This is a genomic window from Bacillus sp. FSL P2-0069, assembly GCF_038593315.1.
GTDB classification, from domain to species: domain Bacteria; phylum Bacillota; class Bacilli; order Bacillales; family Bacillaceae; genus Bacillus; species Bacillus safensis.
Genome location: NZ_CP151984.1, coordinates 1,012,901 through 1,034,327, shown reverse-complemented (window position 1 = coordinate 1,034,327; position 21,427 = coordinate 1,012,901). Strand labels below are relative to the sequence as shown.

The 21,427-nt window shown below is 41.3% G+C and carries 19 protein-coding genes; 4 read left to right on the top strand and 15 right to left on the bottom strand.

Features of this window, described 5'->3' with window-relative positions; translation table 11 throughout:
• Nucleotides 1-24: 24 nt before the first annotated feature.
• Together addA and addB are read right to left on the bottom strand one after the other, a co-directional pair.
• On the bottom strand, nt 25-3,729 hold the full coding sequence (gene addA, locus NSQ34_RS05175; protein WP_111927181.1) for a helicase-exonuclease AddAB subunit AddA: 3,705 nt from the start codon (nt 3,727-3,729) through the stop codon (nt 25-27).
• The gene (gene addB, locus NSQ34_RS05170) at nt 3,707-7,216 is read right to left on the bottom strand and encodes a helicase-exonuclease AddAB subunit AddB (RefSeq protein ID WP_342501047.1); all 3,510 of its coding nucleotides are present in this window, start codon (nt 7,214-7,216) and stop codon (nt 3,707-3,709) included. Before addB ends, addA begins: the two co-directional genes overlap by 23 nt.
• Before the next feature lie 152 nt (nt 7,217-7,368).
• Here addB and NSQ34_RS05165 point away from each other — a divergent pair, with 152 nt between their 5' ends.
• A complete protein-coding gene (locus NSQ34_RS05165) occupies nt 7,369-7,815 on the top strand; it encodes a ferritin-like domain-containing protein (protein WP_061109640.1) in 447 nt (148 codons plus the stop codon).
• 197 nt (nt 7,816-8,012) lie between these two features.
• On the opposite strand, the gene NSQ34_RS05160 is transcribed toward NSQ34_RS05165, so the two are convergent.
• The 3 genes from NSQ34_RS05160 to NSQ34_RS05150 are packed head-to-tail and all read right to left on the bottom strand — an operon-like array spanning nt 8,013 to nt 9,737.
• Nucleotides 8,013-8,423, bottom strand: coding sequence for a DoxX family protein (locus NSQ34_RS05160; protein ID WP_034282155.1), 411 nt, complete (start codon nt 8,421-8,423; stop codon nt 8,013-8,015).
• Between the two features lie 59 nt (nt 8,424-8,482).
• Nucleotides 8,483-9,322, bottom strand: a complete 840-nt coding sequence (locus tag NSQ34_RS05155; RefSeq protein ID WP_034282157.1) for a M56 family metallopeptidase — start codon at nt 9,320-9,322, stop codon at nt 8,483-8,485.
• Nucleotides 9,315-9,737, bottom strand: coding sequence for a BlaI/MecI/CopY family transcriptional regulator (locus tag NSQ34_RS05150; RefSeq protein WP_034282159.1), 423 nt, complete (start codon nt 9,735-9,737; stop codon nt 9,315-9,317). The genes NSQ34_RS05155 and NSQ34_RS05150 overlap by 8 nt, the downstream gene beginning before the upstream one ends.
• 266 nt (nt 9,738-10,003) lie before the next feature.
• Between NSQ34_RS05150 and NSQ34_RS05145 the strand changes: the two genes are divergently transcribed.
• Nucleotides 10,004-11,149: an AbrB family transcriptional regulator gene (locus NSQ34_RS05145; RefSeq protein WP_061109639.1), complete on the top strand. Its 1,146-nt coding sequence runs from the start codon at nt 10,004-10,006 to the stop codon at nt 11,147-11,149.
• A 38-nt stretch (nt 11,150-11,187) separates the two neighbouring features.
• Here the strand turns inward: NSQ34_RS05145 and lepB are convergent, their stop codons facing one another.
• Both lepB and NSQ34_RS05135 read right to left on the bottom strand, forming a co-directional pair.
• Nucleotides 11,188-11,700 (bottom strand): signal peptidase I, encoded by a 513-nt coding sequence (gene lepB / locus NSQ34_RS05140; RefSeq protein WP_098676792.1) that lies wholly within the window; start codon nt 11,698-11,700, stop codon nt 11,188-11,190.
• A complete protein-coding gene (locus tag NSQ34_RS05135) occupies nt 11,700-12,317 on the bottom strand; it encodes a TVP38/TMEM64 family protein (RefSeq protein WP_098676791.1) in 618 nt (205 codons plus the stop codon). The genes lepB and NSQ34_RS05135 overlap by 1 nt, the downstream gene beginning before the upstream one ends.
• 156 nt (nt 12,318-12,473) lie before the next feature.
• Here NSQ34_RS05135 and NSQ34_RS05130 point away from each other — a divergent pair, with 156 nt between their 5' ends.
• Entirely contained in the window at nt 12,474-12,836 is a 363-nt protein-coding gene (locus tag NSQ34_RS05130; RefSeq protein WP_034282166.1) for a hypothetical protein, read from the top strand.
• Nucleotides 12,837-12,904: 68 nt separating this feature from the next.
• Here the strand turns inward: NSQ34_RS05130 and NSQ34_RS05125 are convergent, their stop codons facing one another.
• The 7 genes from NSQ34_RS05125 to NSQ34_RS05095 form a co-directional block, all read right to left on the bottom strand.
• A complete protein-coding gene (locus NSQ34_RS05125) occupies nt 12,905-13,858 on the bottom strand; it encodes an LCP family protein (RefSeq protein WP_034282168.1) in 954 nt (317 codons plus the stop codon).
• A gap of 139 nt (nt 13,859-13,997) precedes the next feature.
• Entirely contained in the window at nt 13,998-14,942 is a 945-nt protein-coding gene (locus NSQ34_RS05120) for a siderophore ABC transporter substrate-binding protein (protein ID WP_098676790.1), read from the bottom strand.
• A gap of 21 nt (nt 14,943-14,963) precedes the next feature.
• Complete coding sequence (locus NSQ34_RS05115) at nt 14,964-15,722, bottom strand: ATP-binding cassette domain-containing protein (protein WP_034282171.1); 759 nt, start codon at nt 15,720-15,722, stop codon at nt 14,964-14,966.
• Nucleotides 15,713-16,663, bottom strand: a complete 951-nt coding sequence (locus NSQ34_RS05110; protein ID WP_268456275.1) for an iron chelate uptake ABC transporter family permease subunit — start codon at nt 16,661-16,663, stop codon at nt 15,713-15,715. The genes NSQ34_RS05115 and NSQ34_RS05110 overlap by 10 nt, the downstream gene beginning before the upstream one ends.
• The gene (locus tag NSQ34_RS05105) at nt 16,656-17,606 is read right to left on the bottom strand and encodes an ABC transporter permease (RefSeq protein ID WP_041117046.1); all 951 of its coding nucleotides are present in this window, start codon (nt 17,604-17,606) and stop codon (nt 16,656-16,658) included. Before NSQ34_RS05105 ends, NSQ34_RS05110 begins: the two co-directional genes overlap by 8 nt.
• 160 nt (nt 17,607-17,766) lie before the next feature.
• Nucleotides 17,767-18,042, bottom strand: coding sequence for a barstar family protein (locus NSQ34_RS05100; protein WP_034282178.1), 276 nt, complete (start codon nt 18,040-18,042; stop codon nt 17,767-17,769).
• Nucleotides 18,043-18,107: 65 nt separating this feature from the next.
• Nucleotides 18,108-19,277: an MFS transporter gene (locus NSQ34_RS05095; protein WP_034282180.1), complete on the bottom strand. Its 1,170-nt coding sequence runs from the start codon at nt 19,275-19,277 to the stop codon at nt 18,108-18,110.
• Nucleotides 19,278-19,422: 145 nt separating this feature from the next.
• Between NSQ34_RS05095 and NSQ34_RS05090 the strand changes: the two genes are divergently transcribed.
• Nucleotides 19,423-20,862: a PLP-dependent aminotransferase family protein gene (locus NSQ34_RS05090; RefSeq protein ID WP_034282181.1), complete on the top strand. Its 1,440-nt coding sequence runs from the start codon at nt 19,423-19,425 to the stop codon at nt 20,860-20,862.
• A gap of 31 nt (nt 20,863-20,893) precedes the next feature.
• On the opposite strand, the gene NSQ34_RS05085 is transcribed toward NSQ34_RS05090, so the two are convergent.
• A complete protein-coding gene (locus NSQ34_RS05085; RefSeq protein ID WP_034282182.1) occupies nt 20,894-21,376 on the bottom strand; it encodes a hypothetical protein in 483 nt (160 codons plus the stop codon).
• Nucleotides 21,377-21,427 lie beyond the last annotated feature (51 nt).

Sequence of the window (21,427 nt, the reverse complement as noted above, 5' to 3'; positions counted from 1 at the left end):
GATTCACCTCTCATTCCGATACATTTATAATGAAATTTCTAAATTCCCATCAAAGAAATAAAGAATTTTCTCCTCTAATGTTCTGTTTGTTAAACGTTCTACTGCTTTTGCATATAACGCTATTTGAGTTTCATAGCGCTTTTTCAAAATAGGTACAGCTGCTTCAAGACCGCCTGTATATCTGCCTTGCACTCTATCTGTTTTATAATCTAGTAAATATAGTTTTCCATCCGTTTCAAATAAACAGTCAATCATCCCTTGAATAAGGACAGGCTCCCCCTCTGCATCAATATGGCTGTATACCTCTTTAACAGGTAACACCATACTAAATGACACTTCTCGTTTCACCCAGTCCGCTTTCAGCAGCTTTTGACCAATAGAAGTAGAGAAAAAAGCTGCAATTCCTTCTTGATCAATTGACTGAACTTGTTCATTTGTTAGCAAGTCTCGCTGCTGTAAGAAATCGAGCAGCTGATGTATACGGATTTCATCGAAGGGCTCGTCAGAAGGAAGCGCAATATGCTGCATGACTGTATGCATTGCGGTGCCTTGCTCTGCGGCAGTGAGTGTTTTTTTCTTCATGAAAGCCGGCCGGTCATACATCGTGGCACGGGCTTTTCGAAGAGAAGAAGGAACACTATACTCATCCTGTATTTCTTTCATTCTTTTTATCTCGGAAACTGACTGCTTTGTGCCGACTTGTGAGGCCGCTAGGTATGGGTATCTCCATGAAAGTCTCTCTGCTACTTTCTCATCAGCATCACCATATTCTTCAACAGGCAGACCTTCCATCAAAGCTTGTACCACCTCGTCCTGCTGCTTCTTTTCAAGTGACATATCTTCTTTTAGAAGATCGGAAGCTTGAGTAAATGAGATTGTGAATGCTGATGGGTGTGAAAGAACAACATCACCTGTTTCTTCTAAAATAGATGACATTGCTTGGTGACGGATGAGAGCAGGGCCAATAAAATCTAAGTATGTTTTCGATTGATAACGTTCAAAATCAGGGAGGAGCCAGTCCTCTCCGGTTGCAGCATTTTGCCATTTGCTTAATGCCTTCACCTGATTTTTGACAGAGCCGACAAGAAATAATTTTTCCTTAGCCCTTGTGAGCGCTACATATAGAACTCTCAGCTCTTCAGATAATAGCTCTTTCCTCATCTTTTTTTTCATCGCCACAAGCGGTAATGTTGCATAGCTAATTCTCAGCTCTGGATGAATATATTTGCTTCCAAAGCCTAATTCTTTATCAAGCAAGTAGGACTGGTTTAAGTCCATCATATTAAAGTTTCTGCCGAGTCCTGCGGTAAAGACGACTGGAAATTCTAATCCTTTACTGCTGTGGATCGTCATCATGCGAACAACGTCCTCTGTTTCACTGAACGTTTTTGCCGCACCAAGATCATCTCCACGCTCCTGCATTCTTTCGATAAAACGAAGAAAACGGAACAGCCCTCTAAAGGCAGCTTTTTCATACTGCTTCGCTCGATCATAAAGAGCACGGAGGTTCGCCTGTCTCTGCTTGCCTCCAGGCATCCCGCCAACGTAATCTAGATACTGCGTATCGCGGTATACTTCCCAAATCAATTCCGCTACTGAATGATTCATGGAGAAATCACGCCACTTACGCAGCAACCTGAAAAACCGTTCTAGTTTTTTGCATGTAGGGTGATCTGAATGAGTCACACTCATAAATGCCTTCACAGCATCATAATAAGTGCCTTTTTTATCACTCGTGCGAATCAGTGCCATTTCATTTTCGTCTAAATGAACAATTGGTGATCTTAATACAGCTGCAAGCGGGATATCCTGATATGGATTATCGATGACTTTTAACAGAGAAAGAATCACAGACACCTCTGTTGCTTCAAAATAACCCGAGGAAAGATTCGCATACACAGGGATTCCCTGCTTCTTCAATTCCTCCATCATTTGCGGGGCCCAAGGCATGGAGCGAAGTAAAATCACAATGTCCCGATACTGCAAGTTACGGGTCATTTGCTGTTTTGCATCGTACACTTGAAATGGCTGCTCCACCAGTTCTCTTATTTTTTTAGCAATGACTCTCGCTTCTAGTTGTACGGTCTCTAGTTCTTCTCGCTCTTCGTCAGTTTCTGCTTCCTGTTGATCTAAATGTACAAGAAGCATTTCTGTCGTTGTATCTTCGCTTTCTGGATAACTAGCTCCAAGCTTTAATTCAGCTTGTTCATCGTAATCAATTTCTCCAACTGTTTCCCCCATCAGCTGTTTGAACAAAAAGTTCGTACTGTCTAACACATCTGAACGGCTGCGGAAGTTTTTATTTAAATCAATTCTTTTCCCTGTTTCTTCGCCGTCTGGTGTAAATTGTTTATATTTGTTTAAAAAGAGCATAGGCTCAGCCAGTCTAAAACGATAAATGGACTGCTTTACATCACCAACCATAAACAGGTTGCCCTCTGCAGCATGTTCCCCTTTAGATACAAGCCTTAAAATCGTTTCCTGTACAAGGTTTGTATCCTGGTATTCATCAACGAGCACTTCTTCAAACTGCTGTTGATAGTACTTGGCCGCTTCTGTTTCAATCAAATTTCCTTCCGCGTCCTGCTCTGCTAAAATGCGTAAGCAATAATGCTCTAAATCCGAAAAATCCACGATTGATTTTTCTTGCTTCGCTCTTTCGAAACGCTGTCCAAATTGGATGACAAGCTCCACAAGTGTTTCGACCACCGGCTTCATTTCAGCTAAGCTTTTCAAATGCTGGGCGGGACTGCGCATAAAGTATTCATCTTTGAGCTTTTCTAGTTGTTTTTTTGCTTGATTGCGTGCATCTGTGGCTTTTTCTAACAGCACAGGGTCATATTCGTCCCCTTTACATGTTTTGAGCCTTTTAAAATTGATGTTTGGCAAAAGCTCGTAAAGCTTCTCAAAATCATCTTGGTGCCTGATTAATTCATTGATCTGCTCTAAATCATCTATAAAATTTTCTGCTCTCGGCGCGGGGCCACCCGGTTCTTTTGATAGGGCTAGAGCTCGTTCGAGCAGTTCCAGACAGCTTCGAAAAACGAGAGAAAGATCCTCTTTGATATATGGGTAAAACGGTAATTGTTCTACTTTTGTTTGAGCATCTACATCATAAAGAGAAAGGAATGCCCTCATCCATTGTTCAGGTGAAGGATGAGATCTGGAAAACTCATAAATTCTCTTCACAAGCCATTGCAAATCTAAATCATGACGGTCAGAAGTGTAACGATCAACCAGTTCAAAGAACGCTGGCTTTCCAGCCTTATATTCATCCTCAAACAGTTCATCTAACACTTCATCTCCTAATAATTCTCCTTCTGTTTGATCAGCCAAACGAAAGCCTGGATCAAGGTCAATCTCATAGTAAAAGGTGCGCAAAACCTGCAAACAAAAGGAGTGCAGGGTGGAAATATTGGCACGATTCATGAGCGACAGCTGTCTTCTCATATGAAGGGACCCGGGGTTCTTAGCTAATTCCTTTTCAAGTGCTTCTGTGATCCGATGCTTCATCTCTGCCGCAGATGCATTTGTGAAAGTCACAACGAGCAGACGATCCACATCAACTGGATCTTCAGGACGGGTCATTTTTCGAATCAGCCGTTCAACCAAAACAGCTGTTTTACCTGACCCTGCCGCCGCCGCAACAAGGATATCTTGTCCTTCTGAAACGATGGCTTCCCACTGGTCATCCGTCCAAGTACTGTTATTCGGTTTTGGTATTTGCATACTGATCCCCTTCTTTTTTGATCCGGTCTATCACAACATCATCCTTTTCAGATGAAAGCACTCTAAATTCATTATCCTCTATCGATTCATCAAATTGGCAAATAGACTTAAATGAACAAAAGCGGCATGGTGTTTGATCCTTCAATTTATATGGATTAATGGCTACCTCGCCATTTGTAATTCTTTCGCCTGCCTCTTCAAACGTGCGCCGAACATGCTGTGTGAGTATATGGAAATGATCTTCACTTAAAACAGCAGAGTCAGAACGGAAAGACCCATCCTTTTTCAAGCCAGCTTGAATGACTTGTGATCTTCCTGATTCAAGCGTTTGATCCATTAGCTTTACCGCTTCTACATCTTCAAGCAAAAGACCTTTCATTTTAAATTTCTTGAATATTTCCTGCTCAATTTCATCCTCTGCAAGCGGAATCGGTGCTTGAATGAGCGGATCATGAATATGGAAATATAAAATGCCAGCTGGCGTTGCTTCTACACCGAGCCACTCCTTTGAATACGTAATCGTCAGGTCTAAGTATGTGAGCATTTGCAAGGCCAGCCCATAGTATACTTCTGCTAGATCAAGGCCTTTCTCACTCGATTTGTAGTCGACGATTCTCAACAGCAGCCCTTTTGAACCTTCTGCTTTATCCACCCGGTCAATTCTTCCGACAAGCTCCATCGTGCAGCCATTTTTCAATTTAAAAGTAAACGGCGGAAGTGGCCCTTGGCCGCCAAAGCCTAACTCAAGCCCAACGGGAGAAAATCCACTCACTCTTGCATGCTCACTTAATATAGAAGAGACTCGAATCAAGATTTTCTGGAGCTTTTCTTTAATATAAGCATGTCGGTTAGAGCTTAATAGGATTTCCTTTTGAAGACGCGGTGCAAGCTGTTCGATTGCATGTCTTGAATAGTTGACACAGTCATCCTTCGTTAGGTTTTTCCAATCCTTTTTTTGTTCAACAAGCGTATCTGAAATATGCTTTAAGGCCGAGTGAAACAGCTGGCCGATATCGGGTGCTTCCAATTTATAAAATTGCCGGTCCTTTAGTTTTAACCCGTGGGAAGCAAAGTGAGAAAATGCACACGCATTGAATTTCTCCATTCTTGAAACACTGCCTTGAATGTGATCACCATAAAGTTCTTTTGTGACGTTAGGTTTTAAGCGCTTCGCTCGATTTGTAAAAAACAAACTCGACAAGATGTTTTTTGATACATCCCGATGAGATGACGTCATCAAATAATTATAGACACTCCACCATACACCACTGATGGGGTATTGGCTGAGCCATTGCTGCAGCTGCGAGACAGTATACGATAACGAGACATGCTCATTCGCTACAAATTTTAATTGCTCCTTGTCATCCAGCTGTTCCGGGTCTAACACATACAAAGTATGCTCATGATTTGGCATAAGCTCCTGACAATACTTGATAAGAGGCGAAGGCAATAGAGAGCGCCCCTCTTCATCTGACACTGAATAAGACAGATACAAATGATGAGATGGACTCGACAGCGCCTGGTAAATTAAAAATTGCTCATCTAGCAGCCGTTCTTTTCCTGTCTCTGCGAGTTCTGCTCCTGCTCGTTTTAACCACTCCCGGTCATCCTCAGACAAAACACTTTCGTCAGAAGGACGTGCGGGAATAACGCCATCATTTACCCCAATGATAAACATACACTTCACTTGATACATTCTCGATAAATCCATACTTCCGATAAATACTTGGTCGAGTGAAGGCGGAATTAAAGCGAATTTTAAAGAGGCCAATCCTGTATCCATCATCTGTTGGAATAAAGGAAATGAGAGCTCCTCCTCACCGAGCATTTCAACAAATTCATCCATTAATTGAATAACAGCATCCCATACTTGTCCATGCTGCATGGCTTCAGCTAATCTACCTGCTTCTTCAGCTTCCAGCCTAGCCTTTTCAAGTTTATCAGGCACTTGTATTTCCTCTAAAAAGACATAGACTGCCTCTACCATGTCTTTTACCTTTTGCGCTTTTTTCAGCCTTTTTTGCAATTGGAAAAGCGGCGGTGCGATCCATTCCTTTACATCATTCAGCATCTGTTCCATTTCAATTTCTTGATCTGTTTGTCCAAAATCCTCATCTAAGGATTGGAATCGTCTGTAATGGAAACGGGAACCGTTTGTCCAGCGTTCTCCTTTTACACCATAAGCAATACAGTAGTTTTCAAGCTGGTCTGCCTGTTCTCTCGCTTTGTTTTTGGCAAGTTCGAGCGGAAATAAGAACTCTGTCTTCACGCAGCGAAACACGGCCTCATAACGCCAGTTTCCTTTTATGACATCCAAGCTTGAACGAATTAATTCAATGAGCGGATGATACTGCATCGATTCATTTCCATCAATAAAAAATGGAATATCGTAATCTCGAAAAACCTCTTTTAACGTATCTTTATAGTCGTCTACATGCCGCGCTACAATCGAAATATCTCGCAGTCTAAGTCCTTCTTCTCTCACTAAATGAAGAATTTCTCTCGCTACTCCCTCAATTTCAGCTCGTTTACTCGCACTTTTAGACACTGTGAGATGAGGGGTTATTTCCTGATATGGCTTCACCGGTCTCTGCTCATATTGCCGTTCTAAATAAGCAAGATCCGACGTATGAAGATGACGGTTATTTTTCTCCAAAATGTGCTCAGAAATGGACGCGCCGCACTCTTTAGCAAGCTGATAGAGCTGGAAATACGTTTTACCTGTCATACGAAATAAATCAAGTTCATTTGGCTGTTTATCATGATAGGAACGATCCACTGTGAAAGCAGCCGTTATTTTCTCAGCATGCAGCAAAAGCTGTTCAATGACGAGAAGCTGCTGCGGTGTAAATTGATAAAAACCATCTATATAAATGTGTGCTCCTTTTATTTCTTCAGATAAAGGAATTTGCTCCGTGAGAAGCGTCAAATAGTCTTCTGAGTGCACATATTCATCTTGTAAATGCTGCTCCATCTGCTGATAAAGAACATGCAGATCATGCAATTTCTCGGCTGCCCGTCTTTCTTCTGTATACTCTGAATGCATGCTCGATAATGAAATTTTTTCAATATCCTCAGGCAGCATGCAATATCTCTTGAACTCAGCCATCGTCTTTTCGATTTGCTCGACAAACCCCGGCTTATCACTCGCTTTTTTGAATACCTTAAACTTTTCTTTCTCCTCTTCAATCACTTTTCTTAAAAGCATTTGAATTCCTGTGCTTGTCACAAATTGCCGGTTCGCTCCGCCAGTCTGCTGTAAAATAGACCAAGCAAGACGCGTGAAACTAAATACTTTGGCCCTGATCATCCCGCCAGCTTCAGACGTTTTTGCAAGCTCGTATTCCATTAAGAATGTCATTTGATCCGGGACTAAAAAAATGATTGGCGGACCCAACGGATCAAGCCGAAGCTGTTCTTTGATTTCCTCTAAGATTGCAGTCGTTTTTCCACTCCCCGATCTGCCTGCTAAAAACTGAATCTCCACGCTCCACAACACCTTTCTTATGTACTCATATTCTAGCGAAAATAAAAGTAAATAGCTATTTTCCCCTTCTCCTTCCTAAAAAGATATAGGCACCTTTCCTTACTCATCTCATATCATAAACCATCATGAACTCAAAGGAGGCTGGCAATATCATGTATTACGGTTATTACGACTACCCGCCATATGACATGCGCCAAAACACAAGAATCATTTCAGACCTTGAAAAAGCAATCAATGGTGAATATTCTGCGATCCAATGCTACGAAAAACTTGCTCAAAGAGCAAAAACTCCTGAGGCAAAAAAAATCATTCAAGAAATACGCCAGGATGAAGTCAGACACTATCAACTATTTTCAAAGCTGTATTATTCTTTAACAGGTAAAAATCACAAACCAAGCGTAACAGAACCTTGTCCAGATCAATTTAGAGAAGGGCTTATTTTCGCATTTAAAGATGAACAAAGAACGGTTGATTTTTACTTAACGATATCAGATTATGTCCGGGATCAAGGAACAAAAGAGCTGATGAAACGTATCGCTCAAGATGAACAGCAGCATGCTGTATGGTTTTTATATCTTTTAACGCACCATGTGTCTTAGATAGTCCTATTTTAATAGGAGATCGTATGTTCCGTCAAAAAATGAAATCGTCTTTTTGTTCATTCAATCTATCAAATAAAATACTATTCTCAATAAATCCCTCATCTCTTTCACTTTTTCAAACGTGAAAACGACAATTTGATAAATAAAAAAACTCCTCTGCCACAAATAGCAGAAGGAGTTTTTTTCATGATCGTTTAATGAAATTTTGCTTCATTGCTTTGCTGCTGATGTTTTAGCAACCCATCAATGGACAGCATCTTACTGCCGCTGAGTGTTAAATAAAGGGCCATGACAAGCAGCGATAGTTCAAATTCATAACCACCAACAAATCCTTTAGAAAAACCAACCGTAATAATCGCCACAGCCATAATTGGTACAAATAATGCTGCGAAAATACGTGTTCCTAGACCTAAAATCAAGGCGATACCACCGACCAGCTCAATTGTCTTTACAATATAGGCCATAAATTCCGGTACACCGATTTGTCCAAAGAATGCCGCTGTTCCTCCCAGACCTCCTTGATATGCCTGAAGTCCGTGTAGAAAGAAGATAATACCTAAAATAACACGTACAAAAAGTGTTCCTATTTCTTGATTCGTTTTCATATAGTGATTTCCTCCTGTTTTTACACTACATAATGTAATGTTAATAAGTAAAAAAAAAATTAGTAATTTAGGTTAAGCATAATCATTAAGGCCACCATGAGAATGGTTGATGTGACAATGGGAATGATGGGTACATTGAAAGGAATATTGTATGTTGGATTTAAGATCTTCTGTATTCTTAAATTCAATGCCCGATCTCCAAAGGATACCGCAAACTTCGTTTGTTTTTGAAACTGCGTTCTCTTTTTAATCAGCTTCAAAAGGGCTTGCCCTACTCCAAGCTCAGTGCCTGTCTGCCGAATCGCATAGTCATCTGCGATCACTTCACGAAAAACGGAATAGCTTTGTCTCATATGCTTTAACACTGGAATGTACCAAATGACTTTTGTGAGCATTGAGAATGTGAAAGCCTTTAAAGGATCATAGCTGTATTTGTGGTGTAATTCATGATAAACAACAGCGTCAATCTCCTCTTCATCCAGCATGTCCATGAGAGACGTTGATAAGTAAACCTTTGGGTGAAGCATCCCCATGGCAAAAGCAAGCGGTTCATGACAATGAAACACAATGATGTCATTTGCATATTTCTCAGATAAAGATTCGGTCGAGTGGTAATCGACTGCAAGCATCAGATTTTGCTTGAATTGAATGTACGTTTTGATTTGCTTCGTCATATAGAAAATCGCAAATCCCAGTGTGTAGAGGACTAAAGCATCTAGAAAATATTTCAAAGGAGTGAATCCATAGAATTCGAGAACAGACTGGCATACATGAATAAGATTATATGCTTGATTCCAGCCAAAAAAGCTTGAAAGCACGTAATAACCCATCTGATAAAAAATCGTTAAACCAATCAATATACCGCCTAAAAACAGCAGGCTCGATTTCATTTTATTCATTTTGCTGCTCCTCTTTTTTGGATGCCAGCCTTGCTTCAAGCACTTTGAGTAATTCAGGGTCAGCACTTTCAATTGCATCCACCATATGATTCACTGCCAGTGGACCAAAATCGTCCATCAGCCCTTGGGTAATCCATTTTGTCTGCTCATTTAGAAATTCTTCTTTTGTTAAAATGGGATTATAAATAGATGAACGCCCTTTTGTTTTCTTCTCGACAATTCCCTTTTCGGTTAAGCGGTTCAGCACAGTCATCACCGTGTTGAAATTAATCGGCTTCTCATCTGACAGCTTCTGCTGCACTTCTTTAATCGGCATACCCTCACCTTGATAAAGGATCTCCATAATCCTTCCCTCTAAAGGACCGAAAAAGCGATTCAAACCCTTTTCATTATATTTAAAAGAAGGAATTTTCATGTCATCACCTCACACTATGGATTGTAGTGTAATTGAAAATGATAGTCAACAGATAACCAAAATAGGGGAAAATCGTTGCATATTACCTTGCTTCTTGGTAAAAATTACGAACCTATTTATATCAATAGGCAATCTGATTCTCGATAAGATAATCTTATGAAATTGGTAAAAAAATTCGTATTTTATTTATAGAGACTTTTGTATTATAGTGAAGATAACAACATTTCACTTACTGAACAAATTTATAGGAAGAAGGTTTACATGTGATGAAACAAGGAAACAGCCTTCGAACCGATCTCATTTTGATCGCGATAAGCGGTTTAGGTGGATTTCTTTTGTCTTTAACAGGAATGTCTATTGGCTGGATGATCGGAACATTAATCACGGCTGCATTTATTGCCATGCGACGTCCCGCCCTGTTTCAGCGTAAAGGAAACAACACCTTGCGTATCCACAGCAGATGGCTACTCCTTGGTCAATTTATTCTCGGAATCGAACTCGGACAGAAAATGAACATGAAAGTTCTTCATATTTTCACTGAACATTGGCTCCCTGTGAGTTTCATGCTCGTTTTTTCTATTCTACTGGCGATGCTCTCTGGCTTTGCCTTATGGAAGCTGAGTAAAACAGATATGCTGACCAGCTTTGTCGGAACAGCACCAGGCGGTTTATCTGCTATGCCAGGGATTGCCCAAGAAGTTGGAGCAAATACAGCCGTTGTCAGTCTCGTACAAACAACACGTGTATTAATGGTGGTACTCACCATCCCATTTACGGTGTTCTATTTAAATACAAAAAATCCAGCGGATGCAGCTGCAACCGTGCAAGGGAGCGCCTTTTCATCCGGCGTTTTCACCCTGTCAAATATCTCGTGGAGTATCGCACTTATTTTAGGTGCCTGGCTTATGTCACGCCTCGCGGTTCGTCTTCATTTCCCTGCCCCTTGGCTGATTGGCAGTATGTTAGGAGTTGCAGCTCTTCAAATAGGTGCAGGTGCGCTCATAGGTCATGATTTGATTCCTTACTGGCCAGCACAAGCGAATATCGCGTCACAGGTATTTCTAGGTGCAACCATCGGTTCAAAAATGAATAAACAGATGTTTGTCGGGCTAAAAAACACGTTAATTGTGGCCGTCGTCAGCTCAGCTGGACTGATTGCTGCAACGGTTCTCAGTTCAATTGCCATTGCAGAGGTCACAGGCATTTCTGTCATTACAGCCATTCTTGCCTTTTCGCCTGGCGGTATTGCAGAAATGGCAACAACAGCAGTCACACTCCATGAGGACTCAACCTTTGTAGTAGCTGTACAAGTCGTTAGAATCATTCTTGTCATTGCGATGCTGCCACCGTTTTTTCGATTCTTACATCATGTCTGGGCAAAAAGACATCCTGAATATAAAGCCGCAAAATAAAAAAAGAGACGCTTTGCATGTGCAGAGCGCCTCTTCTTTTATTCATTCTGATTTCTTTTGACACCAACTACTTGATCCTTTGAAATCGTTCCAAAATGCCGGCTGTCGAAGCTATGTATTCGGTTATCTCCGATCACGAAGTAATGGTTTTTTTTGATTTTATCTTGTCCTGTGATAGCTTTCAGCTGAAAATCTCCTGTCAGGACATTCCCCATTTTATTTTTTTTCTGCTCTTTTAAATAGGGTTCTTTCCATTTTTCCCCATCGACAAATAACTGATCATCTACATACTTGATCGATTCTCCTGGGAGCCCAATGACCCGTTTGATCAAAATTTGATTTTTGGGTCCGTGAAATAACACATAATCAAACCGGCTAATTTTCGTGAGTTTTGGCGAGAACTTGTTGATTAATAATTCTGTTCCATCTGTAAATGTAGGGTCCATACTAACCCCTTCTACTTTATACTTCACAAACATGAAATTCTTTACCTGGAACAATAAGACGATGCATGTAATAATCATCAACCATAGCAATGGCTTCTTTTTCATTAAGAGCCTCCTTTGTCCTCACGCTTGCTCATTCGAATATTCAACCTATTTTCTACTCTCTTTCCAACATACCATAATAAAACGATAACTAGAACCGCAAAAACACTTCTTAACGGATTCTTTACTAAAGCAGAAAGATCATAACCGATAAAACTAATGATAAAGAGCATGACACACTTACCAGCTAAAGCAGCTAATGAAAATTGCCACATGCTAATTCTTGATAAGCCTGCGACAACATTGACAGCCGCAGAAGGTGTAAAAGGAAAGCAGAGTAAAATAAATAACGGACCAAATCCCCGCTTCTCTACCCAAAGCATCAATTTCTTAATGGAAGGGTGTCTGCTGATAAAGTTCAGCATTCTCATCTGTCCAAATTTTCTGATCAGTAAAAAGACAAGAATAGACCCTGCACTTGCACCGATCCAGGTTAATAAAAAGCCTTCCCAAAGGCCGAATGCATTTGCATTGGCCACCGCAAACGCCACAAGTGGTAAAAACGGAAGAAATGCTTCAATCAGAGGAAGCAATATAGCGACAATTGGTCCAAAAGCCTTGTAGCTTTCAAAAAATGATGTGATATTTTCATGAGTAAGTAGAGAAAGAAATGATGTCAACTTGTTTGACTCCTTCAAGGTTTGTCTACATTTCATTTTACATGGAAAACATAAAAATATACAAATGAATCCCACTCGCCCCCTTGAGATTGTTTGACTCATTCGATATAATAAACAAGAACATTTGTTCTATTCATAAAGAAAGCAGGCTTGGACATGACAAGACTATCAAGAATACAGCTTCAGATGATGGAACAGGCCATCTTTCTTCCAATGGTCATCTCCATCCTCAATCGTGACCTGACACACTTAAAACAACATCAAACATTTAAACTAAATGAACCATACATTCAGCTTGTGACCTCTGTGTTAAAGGAAGCACAGAAAGCACTTTACGAACTGAAGCAGCATTTACGTAAAGAAAATATGAAAGTACAGCAAATTGAACACGATGAAGGATTTACAACGTATCTATTTATCATAAATGGCTATGAAGAAAAGCATAAATACTTTAATCCGCGTATACGTCACCGGGTAGAGGAACTGCTGACTGCATATTTTCTGCATCAAGCAAATTAACTTCTTGCTGAAATGCGGCGCGGTACCCAAGCAAAAAAAGCCTGCCGCGGCGGCAGGCTCCTTCTTATTTATGATAATTCAAGCTGTTTTCTCAGCTCTGTTCTAACTTCTTCTAATCCTGGTCCATCTAACTCAAAGTAATACACATTCCCAGGCTGATAATCATGGCCCTTTAGCTGAATCGTATCCACTGATTTCAATGAGCTCAGTAATGGAAAAAGACCGATGAACTGTTTCATGGAAAGGTTGGTTGAGACATTATCACCAAGCGTATCAATGATGTTGTCGTATGACGGGATCGAAGAAATCGATTTAGATTTTTCAAAGATGGCTTGAAGTGCTTCCATTTGGCGCTTTCCGCGCATGAGATCACTATCAGCCTTTCTCGTTCTCACAAAGGCCAAAGCTTCTTCGCCATTCAGTCTATGAGTGCCTGTTTGCACTTGAACTTTTCCCTTTGAATCCTTTTCCATCTGTTTTGCGATGCTTTCATCTTCAATCGTTACGTCAATTCCATTTAGCTCATCCACAATGTCTTGAAACGCCTTAAAGTTCCCTGAAATCACATAGTCTACAGGAATGTTCAACAAGTTTTCGACCGTTTTGACTGACAAATCTGCACTCCCAAACGCATGGGCGTGAGCAATTTTATCATATCCTCTTCCCGGTATATCTACATAAGAATCACGAGGAATACTGAGAAGCTTAATGGTTTTGTCTGTTCGGTTCACCGCCGCCAGTAAGACCGCATCACTTCTTGCTTCATCTACCGTTTCACCTGGACGGCTGTCAATTCCAAGCAGCAGCACCGAAAAGCTGTCCTTTCCTGGATCAAAAGCTTTCACACGCTTTTGCGAGGTGTCTCCTCTTTCTAATGATACTTGCGCCTTATTCGACGCTTTTGAAATTTTATAGTATGCGTATCCAGTCACGGACACTGCCATCACCATGACAAATGCCATGATAAACAGCACGGCTTTTACCCAAGGCCTTAGTCTTCTTTTTGATCTTTTTTCCTTCATCCTTTCCGAACCCTCACTCTATCTTAGTCTATCAATGTAGGTTCCACTATAACATATTTTGATGAAAGTTTCCTGCACGCAACATATTTTTATGAATCCACAATAAAAAAAGCCGCTCAAGATGAGCAGCTTTCGTTCATTATTTTTGGCTAATACCTTGTTTTACTTCACCAATCATGGCAGATAATGATTCAAGCCCGCCACCGGATAAATACCACATGTCAGAGTTCAAATACACCACATGGTTGTTTTTGACCGCTTTGACTGATTTCACATAATCATTCTCAACAAGCTGTTTCGCAGACGTTTCTTCTCCGATCGCTGCGCCTCGATCAACGACAAAAAGATAGTCTGGGTTCGTTTTGACCATGTATTCATACGAAATGCTTTGACCGTGTTTATCAGATGGCTCAAGCTTTTGATCTGCCGGTGTGATACCAAACACATCGTGGATGAGACCGTATCTTGACTTAGGTCCGAACGCTGTCATTTTGCTGTCGTTCGCCATGATCACCAGCCCATTTTTCTTTAACTCTTTTGCTTCTTTCTTTAAAGCGTCCACTTTTTGATCAATGGCTGCAAGTTCTTCTTTAACTTTGTCTTCTTTATCAAAAATCTTGCCTAAAGTTTTGACATTCTTTTTAAAGGATTCCATATAATTGGCATTGTCTACATCCATATAAATCGTAGGGGCAATTTCAGAAAATTCATCGAATGCATCTGCTTGACGGTGCTGGATAATGATTAAATCCGGCTTGATTTCTGCAATTTTTTCAAAGTTCGGCTCTTTTAATCCGCCGACATTTTCATATTTGTCTCCTTCATATTTAGATAAATATTTAGGCACCACTTGTTTCGGTAAAGCTGTTACATTCACACCTAGTTTGTCTAACGTATCAAGACTTCCCATATCAAACACGACCACTTTTTTCGGGTTTTTCTTGATCTTTACACCATCTTTATTCAGCATGTCTTTTACCGTGACGGTTTCCCCTTTTGTGCCTTCAGTTTTTCCTTGGTTCCCGCAGGCAGCGAGTACCACGATTGCTATTAATATAGTCATCATCCAAGTCCATTTTTTCATACGTAATCACCTCTTCATTTTTTAAGAAAAATATAAGCAAATACGCTCACCGCGAATAACTTCAATCGGTATGCGCATGTCATAAATTTGTTCAAGTGCTTCTGTTTGAATCACGTCGTCCACTCCACCTTCTTTAATGACCTGTCCATCTTTTAAGGCGACGATATGATCGGAATACACAGAGGCAAAGTTAATATCATGAAGAACCACAACAATTGTTTTCCCAAGATCTTTGACGAGCTGCTGAAAGAGCTTCATCATCTCGACAGAATGATTCATATCCAAATTGTTTAAAGGCTCATCTAAGAAAATATAATCTGTATCCTGCGCCAGCACCATTGCAATAAAAGCTCTTTGTCTTTGTCCACCGCTCAGTTCTTCTACATATTGATGCTGGATATCGGCAAGCTTCATGTATTGGAGGGACACATCAATCATCTTCTCATCCTCTTTTGTCAGATGACCCTGCGAGTAAGGGAAACGGCCAAAGCTGACAAGCTCCCGAACGGTCAGCCGCACATTCATATGATTGGCCTGCTTTAAAATACTCATCTTCTTTGCAAGTTCCTGCGGAGGGTATGCACTATATGGCTTGTCTTCTAAATAAGCTGCACCTGAGTCTGGCTGAATCAGCCGGCTCATGATGGATAAAAGCGTGCTTTTCCCCGCACCATTCGGACCAATGAGAGACGTCAGCTGTCCCTTTTTCACACTGATCGTTGTGTCGTGAAGCACTGTTTTTCCGTTATACGCCTTACTGACGCCCTTCATCAAGACCATGAACGACTCTCCTTTAACAGTAAATAAATAAAATACAGTCCGCCGACTAAATCAATCAACACACTAAGCGGCGTTTGAAAAGTAAATACCTTTTCTACAAGAAATTCCCCGCCTATAAGGGCAATCACGCTGATAAAAAAAGAGCCTAATAGCAAGTATGTATGCCGGTATGTCCGAAAAAGCTCTCGTGCGACGTTTACGGCGAGTAAGCCGAGGAACGTAATTGGTCCGACAAGTGCCGTTGCGATAGACACAAGGACAGCTATCACGATCAGCATTTTTTTTGTGATGCTGTCGTAGTCAATGCCTAGATTCACCGCATGTTCCTTGCCAAGAGACATGACATCTAATTTGGAGCGGAAAGTCCAAATGTAAACACACAGCGCCGCAAATAAAACAGAAGCAATCAGTAAGATGTCCGTGTTCATGTGATTAAAGCTTGCAAAGGATTTATCCTGTACGACCTGATATTCATTCGGATCGATCAGCATTTCCATAAACGAAGAAAGACTTTTGAATAATGTCCCAAACACAATTCCAACTAGCAGAAGTAAGAAAATGTGTTTATTTTTGCGTTTGAACATGACTGTATACAGCAATACAGAAAATAGAATCATCAGCCCAACGCAAAGGAAAAAATTAATATTCTTATTGACGATCATTAAATGAGTCGACCCAAACACATAAATAATCGCTGTTTGCAAAAACAAGTACAGTGCGTCTAAGCCCAATATGCTCGGCGTTAAGATTCGATTGTTGGTCAAAGTTTGAAAGACAACAGATGAAAAGGCAATCGCGCCTCCCGTTAATGTCATCGCAAGCACTTTCTTTAAACGGCTTGGGACTGTGTACGGCCAGTAGCCCATTTGAAAGGTAATAAAAATTACGATCAACACGGCTGCAATGGCTGCAATCAGACATAATATACGTTTCTTATGCATAGCGTTTCCTCCTTAATAACATGTACAGGAAGATCGCACTCCCGATGATGCCTACCATGAGCCCAACTGATATTTCATATGGATAAATGATCACCCTTCCGAGCACATCACAAATCAGAACAAAAATAGCTCCTAGTAAAGCTGTATGCGGGAGGCTTTTTTTCAAGTGATCGCCGCGGTAGATCGAAACAATATTCGGAATGATTAATCCAAGGAATGGCAGCATCCCGACAGTTAAAATGGTGACAGACGTAATCATTGAAACGATCACCAAACCAACTGCCATCACACGTTTATACGTTAAACCTAAGTTGACAGCAAAGCTCTCGCCCATGCCTGCCACTGTAAAGCGGTCAGCATATAAATACGCAATGATCAATAGTGGAACGCTCACATAGAGCAGTTCATAACGCCCTTGGACAATAAGAGAAAAATCCCCTTGAAGCCATGCGGATACGTTTTGGATCAAATCATATTTATAGGCTATAAACGTAGATATTGAACTGACAATCCCCCCAAACATTAAGCCGACTAATGGTACATAAATCGTATCATTCACCTTGATATGCCGCAGGATTTTTAAGAAAAGAAGATTCCCAGCTAAAGTAAATAGAAACGCAATCCCCATTTTCATAAGCGGATTCGCATGTGTAAAAACAAGCATTGCTGCTAAAATACCAAGCTTCGCCCAATCCATCGTTCCTGCAGTGGTTGGTGAAACAAATTTATTCCTCGTCATGCTTTGCATAATAAAGCCGCATAAACTAAGGCTCATACCAGCAAGCACAATACTCACGAGACGCGGGAGGCGGCTTGAAACTAACGTGTGCACTTGTTCATCTGTTAAATGAAACAGTTCTAAAATGGACAGATCCTGTACGCCGACAAACAGAGATATACATGCCAAACATACAAATAACAAACTTAATTGATACAACTTCATACAGGTTTCTCACTTTCTATCAAGCTCTATCCGCCATAAATGATTATCATTATCAATTAAGCGACAGTTCATATATTATCACATCTAGTGAAATATTCAATAGCGGTATAAAAAAGACGAAAACTCAAAAAACAGCCTGCGGCAGCGGCTGCTTTTTCTCTTATTGAATATTCAATTGAAATTGTCCATTCAGTTCTTCTTCTGCTTCTTGAAATAACTGACGCAAGCTCTCAGCATAATCACCAAGAGCGTCTTTGCTCGTTTGAAAATTCACCCATGTCAGTTCAACTGGAAGAGTCACCTCTCCTGTCAAACAGTCCCAAAGGGCATCAAGGTTTTTCCCATAATAGTCAGGAAGGTGTAAAACTGTTTTTAGCTGGTCATGAAGCTCTTCTTGCGACCTGCACGCTGCGCCGTCAAGCTGCACTTTTTTCATGTTCATCTTCCCCTCTCTTGCCTATATTTTAAACGAATTGGAAGAGAAAGAGAAAGATGGACATCTTACTTTTGTTTCTGCCTGACCCCTGAGATCAAGAGAATGAGGCAGGCAGCCAAAACGATCAAGAGAAAGAGGGTTAACACGATCTGAGTACCGTATATATCAGCAAAGAGTCCAACAAAAACACTCGGAATACCAAGTCCTAAATAGGCAAACAAGTAATACCCTGCAACGGCTCTAGCCGCCTCCTTTTTCCCTCGCTCAACAATGAGCTGAAGGCCACCTAAATAAGTAAATCCATAGCAGGCAGTACCCGCCAGCATCGTTCCGGCAAGTACAAGGAAAATAGACCCGCTGCTTGCACCGTATAGTAAGAGGCCATATCCGCACGGAAGACAGATAAACCCCAAAAGGAGCGCTGTGCTGCTATTCATCTTGCGCACAAAGGGCTGCATCAGGACACCTGCCATATTAATTAAAAAGAGCGCTGGCCCTACCCACAATTCATAACCATTTAGTTTAAGCTGTGCTGGCAAAATTGAAATGACAAGGCCGCACACCGACCATGCGATAGCAATGGCTGCATTCGCCGGCATTGTTCCTTTTGGAAATCTTGGCATGTTCATCATCGGTTTACCTGAATCTCCTTGGACAGGCGGCACGAAAAAGAAGACACCCACAATGGTTAAGATCAAAAAAGCCAGCACAATCCAATAGCTAAGCGGCGTGAGGGACACACGCTGAAAAGAAAGAAGTGCCGTAAAAAGAGCACCGCCCCCAAATCCAACCGAACTGCATAGTGCAATAAAAGTTGGAATCCAGCCTGACTTCTCTGGATATAAAGCAATCAAATATGCGGTGCATGTTCCAACACTAAGACCAAGTCCGACACCTTGCAAGAGCCGGGCAGCAAAGAGCATCTGTATGGAAGGGTGGATAATCATCAACAAGGTGGCACATAACGAAAAGCTAAGCGCAACCAATAAAATCGGTTTGCGTCCAACCCGGTCAGAAATGCCGCCAAGAAAAAGCAAAACTGGAATAAGTCCGAAGACATACGCGGCAAATACAAGTGCTGTTGCCGCCTTTCCGTACCCTGCGTGTTCTGCATACGCCGTATAAAGGGGCACTTGCAGATTCACAGCAATCGTAATCATAAAAAGACCAAGTAAAACGAAAATAAACGGGATGATGGATAAGTGTGCCGTTTCCTCTTTGGATGCTGGGATCATTTGACTCTCTCCTCTATGTCATTGCATATGAGAACAGTGTACACACCATTTGGCTTACTTCCTACATCCAAAAATGACACTATTGACCAGTCCATAATTCAGTGTCATCATCAACTTATGATGTGAAAACGAGAGAAGGTGCACGATGTATATTCATTTAGACCGTTCAAGCGCTACTCCGCTCTGGCAGCAAATCGTGACTGAGATCATTCAAAAAATTCATACACAAAAACTGCATCCTGACGATCAGTTAACACCGACAAGAGTGTTAGCACAGGAGCTTAATGTATCAAGATCAACCGTACAGCTTGCCTATGATGAGCTGCTGGCAAGAGGTTACGTGAGCACATCTAGAAGAGGCGGTACCAAGGTCATTTCAAGCGATCAATATACAGCTTCCCCTCCCTATCAAAGTGAACCGCCTTTTTCACCTCCGACAAGACCTCACTTTGAAGAAGCCGAAAAACAAATGGATCATTGGCTGTCAGCCAATCAATTTCATGAGAAGCTTGATATTGATTTTCGTCATCAGGAGCCAGCCATCGATGCACACTTTCAAAACATATGGAAGCGCTCGCTCATGAAAGCATTACAGCGATTAGATATGAAGGATTGGGGCTATTCCTCACCGCATGGATTATGGGAGGTGCGTTCAGAAATACGCCAATATTTATCTGTTGAACGCGGGATTGATGTAGAAGAAGATCAAATGGTGTTAACAGGTGGTACGCAGCAAGCCATTGATTTGATTTCACAGGTATTGCTTAAAAAAGGTGATACAGTGGCTGTTGAAGATCCAGGTTTCCCTGGGGCAAGGCTGTCGTTTATGCATCGCGAAATGAACATTCACCCCGCACCAGTTGATGAAGAAGGAATGGTGGTGAACACATTGCCCCGGCGAACAAAACTGATTGCTGTGACGCCCTCCCATCAGCGTCCAACTGGAGTATGTATGAGTGTAAACAGAAGGCAGCTGCTGCTGAAGTTTGCTGTCAGCCATCAGTCTTATATATTAGAGGATGATTTTGATGGGGATTATCGTTACCATGGCGGGCCGCTCCCTTCCCTATTTTCAGAAGCACCCGAGCATGTGATTTACATCTTAAGCTTCTCAAAAGTGCTGGCACCTGGCATCCGCCTGGCTGCCATTGTCGGCTCCAAAGCAGTCATGAAAGAAATTGCCGCACTGCAATCACTCATTCAAAGGCAGCTGCCCATTATGGAACAAATCACACTCGCTTCTTTTTTCAAAGAAGGAGAATTCACGCGGTATGTCAGGCGAATGAGACAGTTGTATAAAAAAAGACAGGCAGCCATGATGGAAGCCCTTTTGACACATCACTTTGACAAACACTTCCGTATCTACGGAACCGATACGGGCCTTCATGTCTTTTTAGAAGGAGCGCAAGACTTTGATGAAAAAGGAAGCATTGAGGCAGCAAAAGCAGCTGGCGTTGGCATTTATCCATTAAGTCCTTATTGTTTTGAAAGCAATCGAAAGGGATTACTGCTAGGATTCGCCTGTACGGACGAAAGCATGATTCAAGAGGGCGTTCGCCGTTTAAAGAAAATCCTTCACATCTAAAAAAGTCTGGAAGGTTTACTTCCAGGCTTTTTTAGGATGATTGCTGAATCTGACCTACTTCTTCCATAAATGCGGCTGTCTGCTGCAAGCCATCCTGAAAATGATGGGTAGCGGAAATAAACAGCTTTTCTTGATCGGGATGCTTCAAGAGCTTTTCCACCTTACTGATCCCTTTTTCAAATGAAGCAAGGCCTGTCTTTAATTGTTGATCGGCCTTTTGGTAAGCAGCTGGAACTTCTTGATGATCAAGCCCTTTTTGAATCACACGATCAAATGCTTTCGTCGCTTCTGTCAATTTTTTATTTGTTTGGATCTTTCCATGTCCATCTGAGATAAACTGACCGGTCATATTTTCATATGCTTTATTTAACTCATCCATATAAGACTGCACCCATTGTTCATAAGCAGCTTCTTTTGTGTCTTGCTTTGAAGGCGGCTGACCTGCTTGCTGACAGGCTGCTAGTAATGTCAAAGTTAGGATAAATAGCAGCACCAAATGTGATTGTTTTTTCATACAGAGCCTCCATTTCTTCATCCCATTCGTTCATATCGGTCAAATATAAGC

Bases quoted from the DNA above. Each gene is read 5' to 3' on its own strand.
- NSQ34_RS05145 (WP_061109639.1), top strand. From the start codon at position 10,004: ATGAAACAAGGAAACAGCCTTCGAACCGATCTCATTTTGATCGCGATA.
- NSQ34_RS05095 (WP_034282180.1), bottom strand. From the start codon at position 19,277: ATGATCCCAGCATCCAAAGAGGAAACGGCACACTTATCCATCATCCCG.
- NSQ34_RS05090 (WP_034282181.1), top strand. From the start codon at position 19,423: ATGTATATTCATTTAGACCGTTCAAGCGCTACTCCGCTCTGGCAGCAA.
- NSQ34_RS05120 (WP_098676790.1), bottom strand. From the start codon at position 14,942: ATGAAAAAATGGACTTGGATGATGACTATATTAATAGCAATCGTGGTA.
- NSQ34_RS05105 (WP_041117046.1), bottom strand. From the start codon at position 17,606: ATGAAGTTGTATCAATTAAGTTTGTTATTTGTATGTTTGGCATGTATA.
- NSQ34_RS05110 (WP_268456275.1), bottom strand. From the start codon at position 16,663: ATGCATAAGAAACGTATATTATGTCTGATTGCAGCCATTGCAGCCGTG.
- addA (WP_111927181.1), bottom strand. From the start codon at position 3,729: ATGCAAATACCAAAACCGAATAACAGTACTTGGACGGATGACCAGTGG.
- NSQ34_RS05125 (WP_034282168.1), bottom strand. From the start codon at position 13,858: ATGAAGGAAAAAAGATCAAAAAGAAGACTAAGGCCTTGGGTAAAAGCC.
- NSQ34_RS05160 (WP_034282155.1), bottom strand. From the start codon at position 8,423: ATGAAAACGAATCAAGAAATAGGAACACTTTTTGTACGTGTTATTTTA.
- lepB (WP_098676792.1), bottom strand. From the start codon at position 11,700: ATGAAAAAGAAGCCATTGCTATGGTTGATGATTATTACATGCATCGTC.
- NSQ34_RS05165 (WP_061109640.1), top strand. From the start codon at position 7,369: ATGTATTACGGTTATTACGACTACCCGCCATATGACATGCGCCAAAAC.
- NSQ34_RS05130 (WP_034282166.1), top strand. From the start codon at position 12,474: ATGACAAGACTATCAAGAATACAGCTTCAGATGATGGAACAGGCCATC.
- NSQ34_RS05100 (WP_034282178.1), bottom strand. From the start codon at position 18,042: ATGAAAAAAGTGCAGCTTGACGGCGCAGCGTGCAGGTCGCAAGAAGAG.
- NSQ34_RS05085 (WP_034282182.1), bottom strand. From the start codon at position 21,376: ATGAAAAAACAATCACATTTGGTGCTGCTATTTATCCTAACTTTGACA.
- NSQ34_RS05155 (WP_034282157.1), bottom strand. From the start codon at position 9,322: ATGAATAAAATGAAATCGAGCCTGCTGTTTTTAGGCGGTATATTGATT.
- NSQ34_RS05150 (WP_034282159.1), bottom strand. From the start codon at position 9,737: ATGAAAATTCCTTCTTTTAAATATAATGAAAAGGGTTTGAATCGCTTT.
- NSQ34_RS05115 (WP_034282171.1), bottom strand. From the start codon at position 15,722: ATGGTCTTGATGAAGGGCGTCAGTAAGGCGTATAACGGAAAAACAGTG.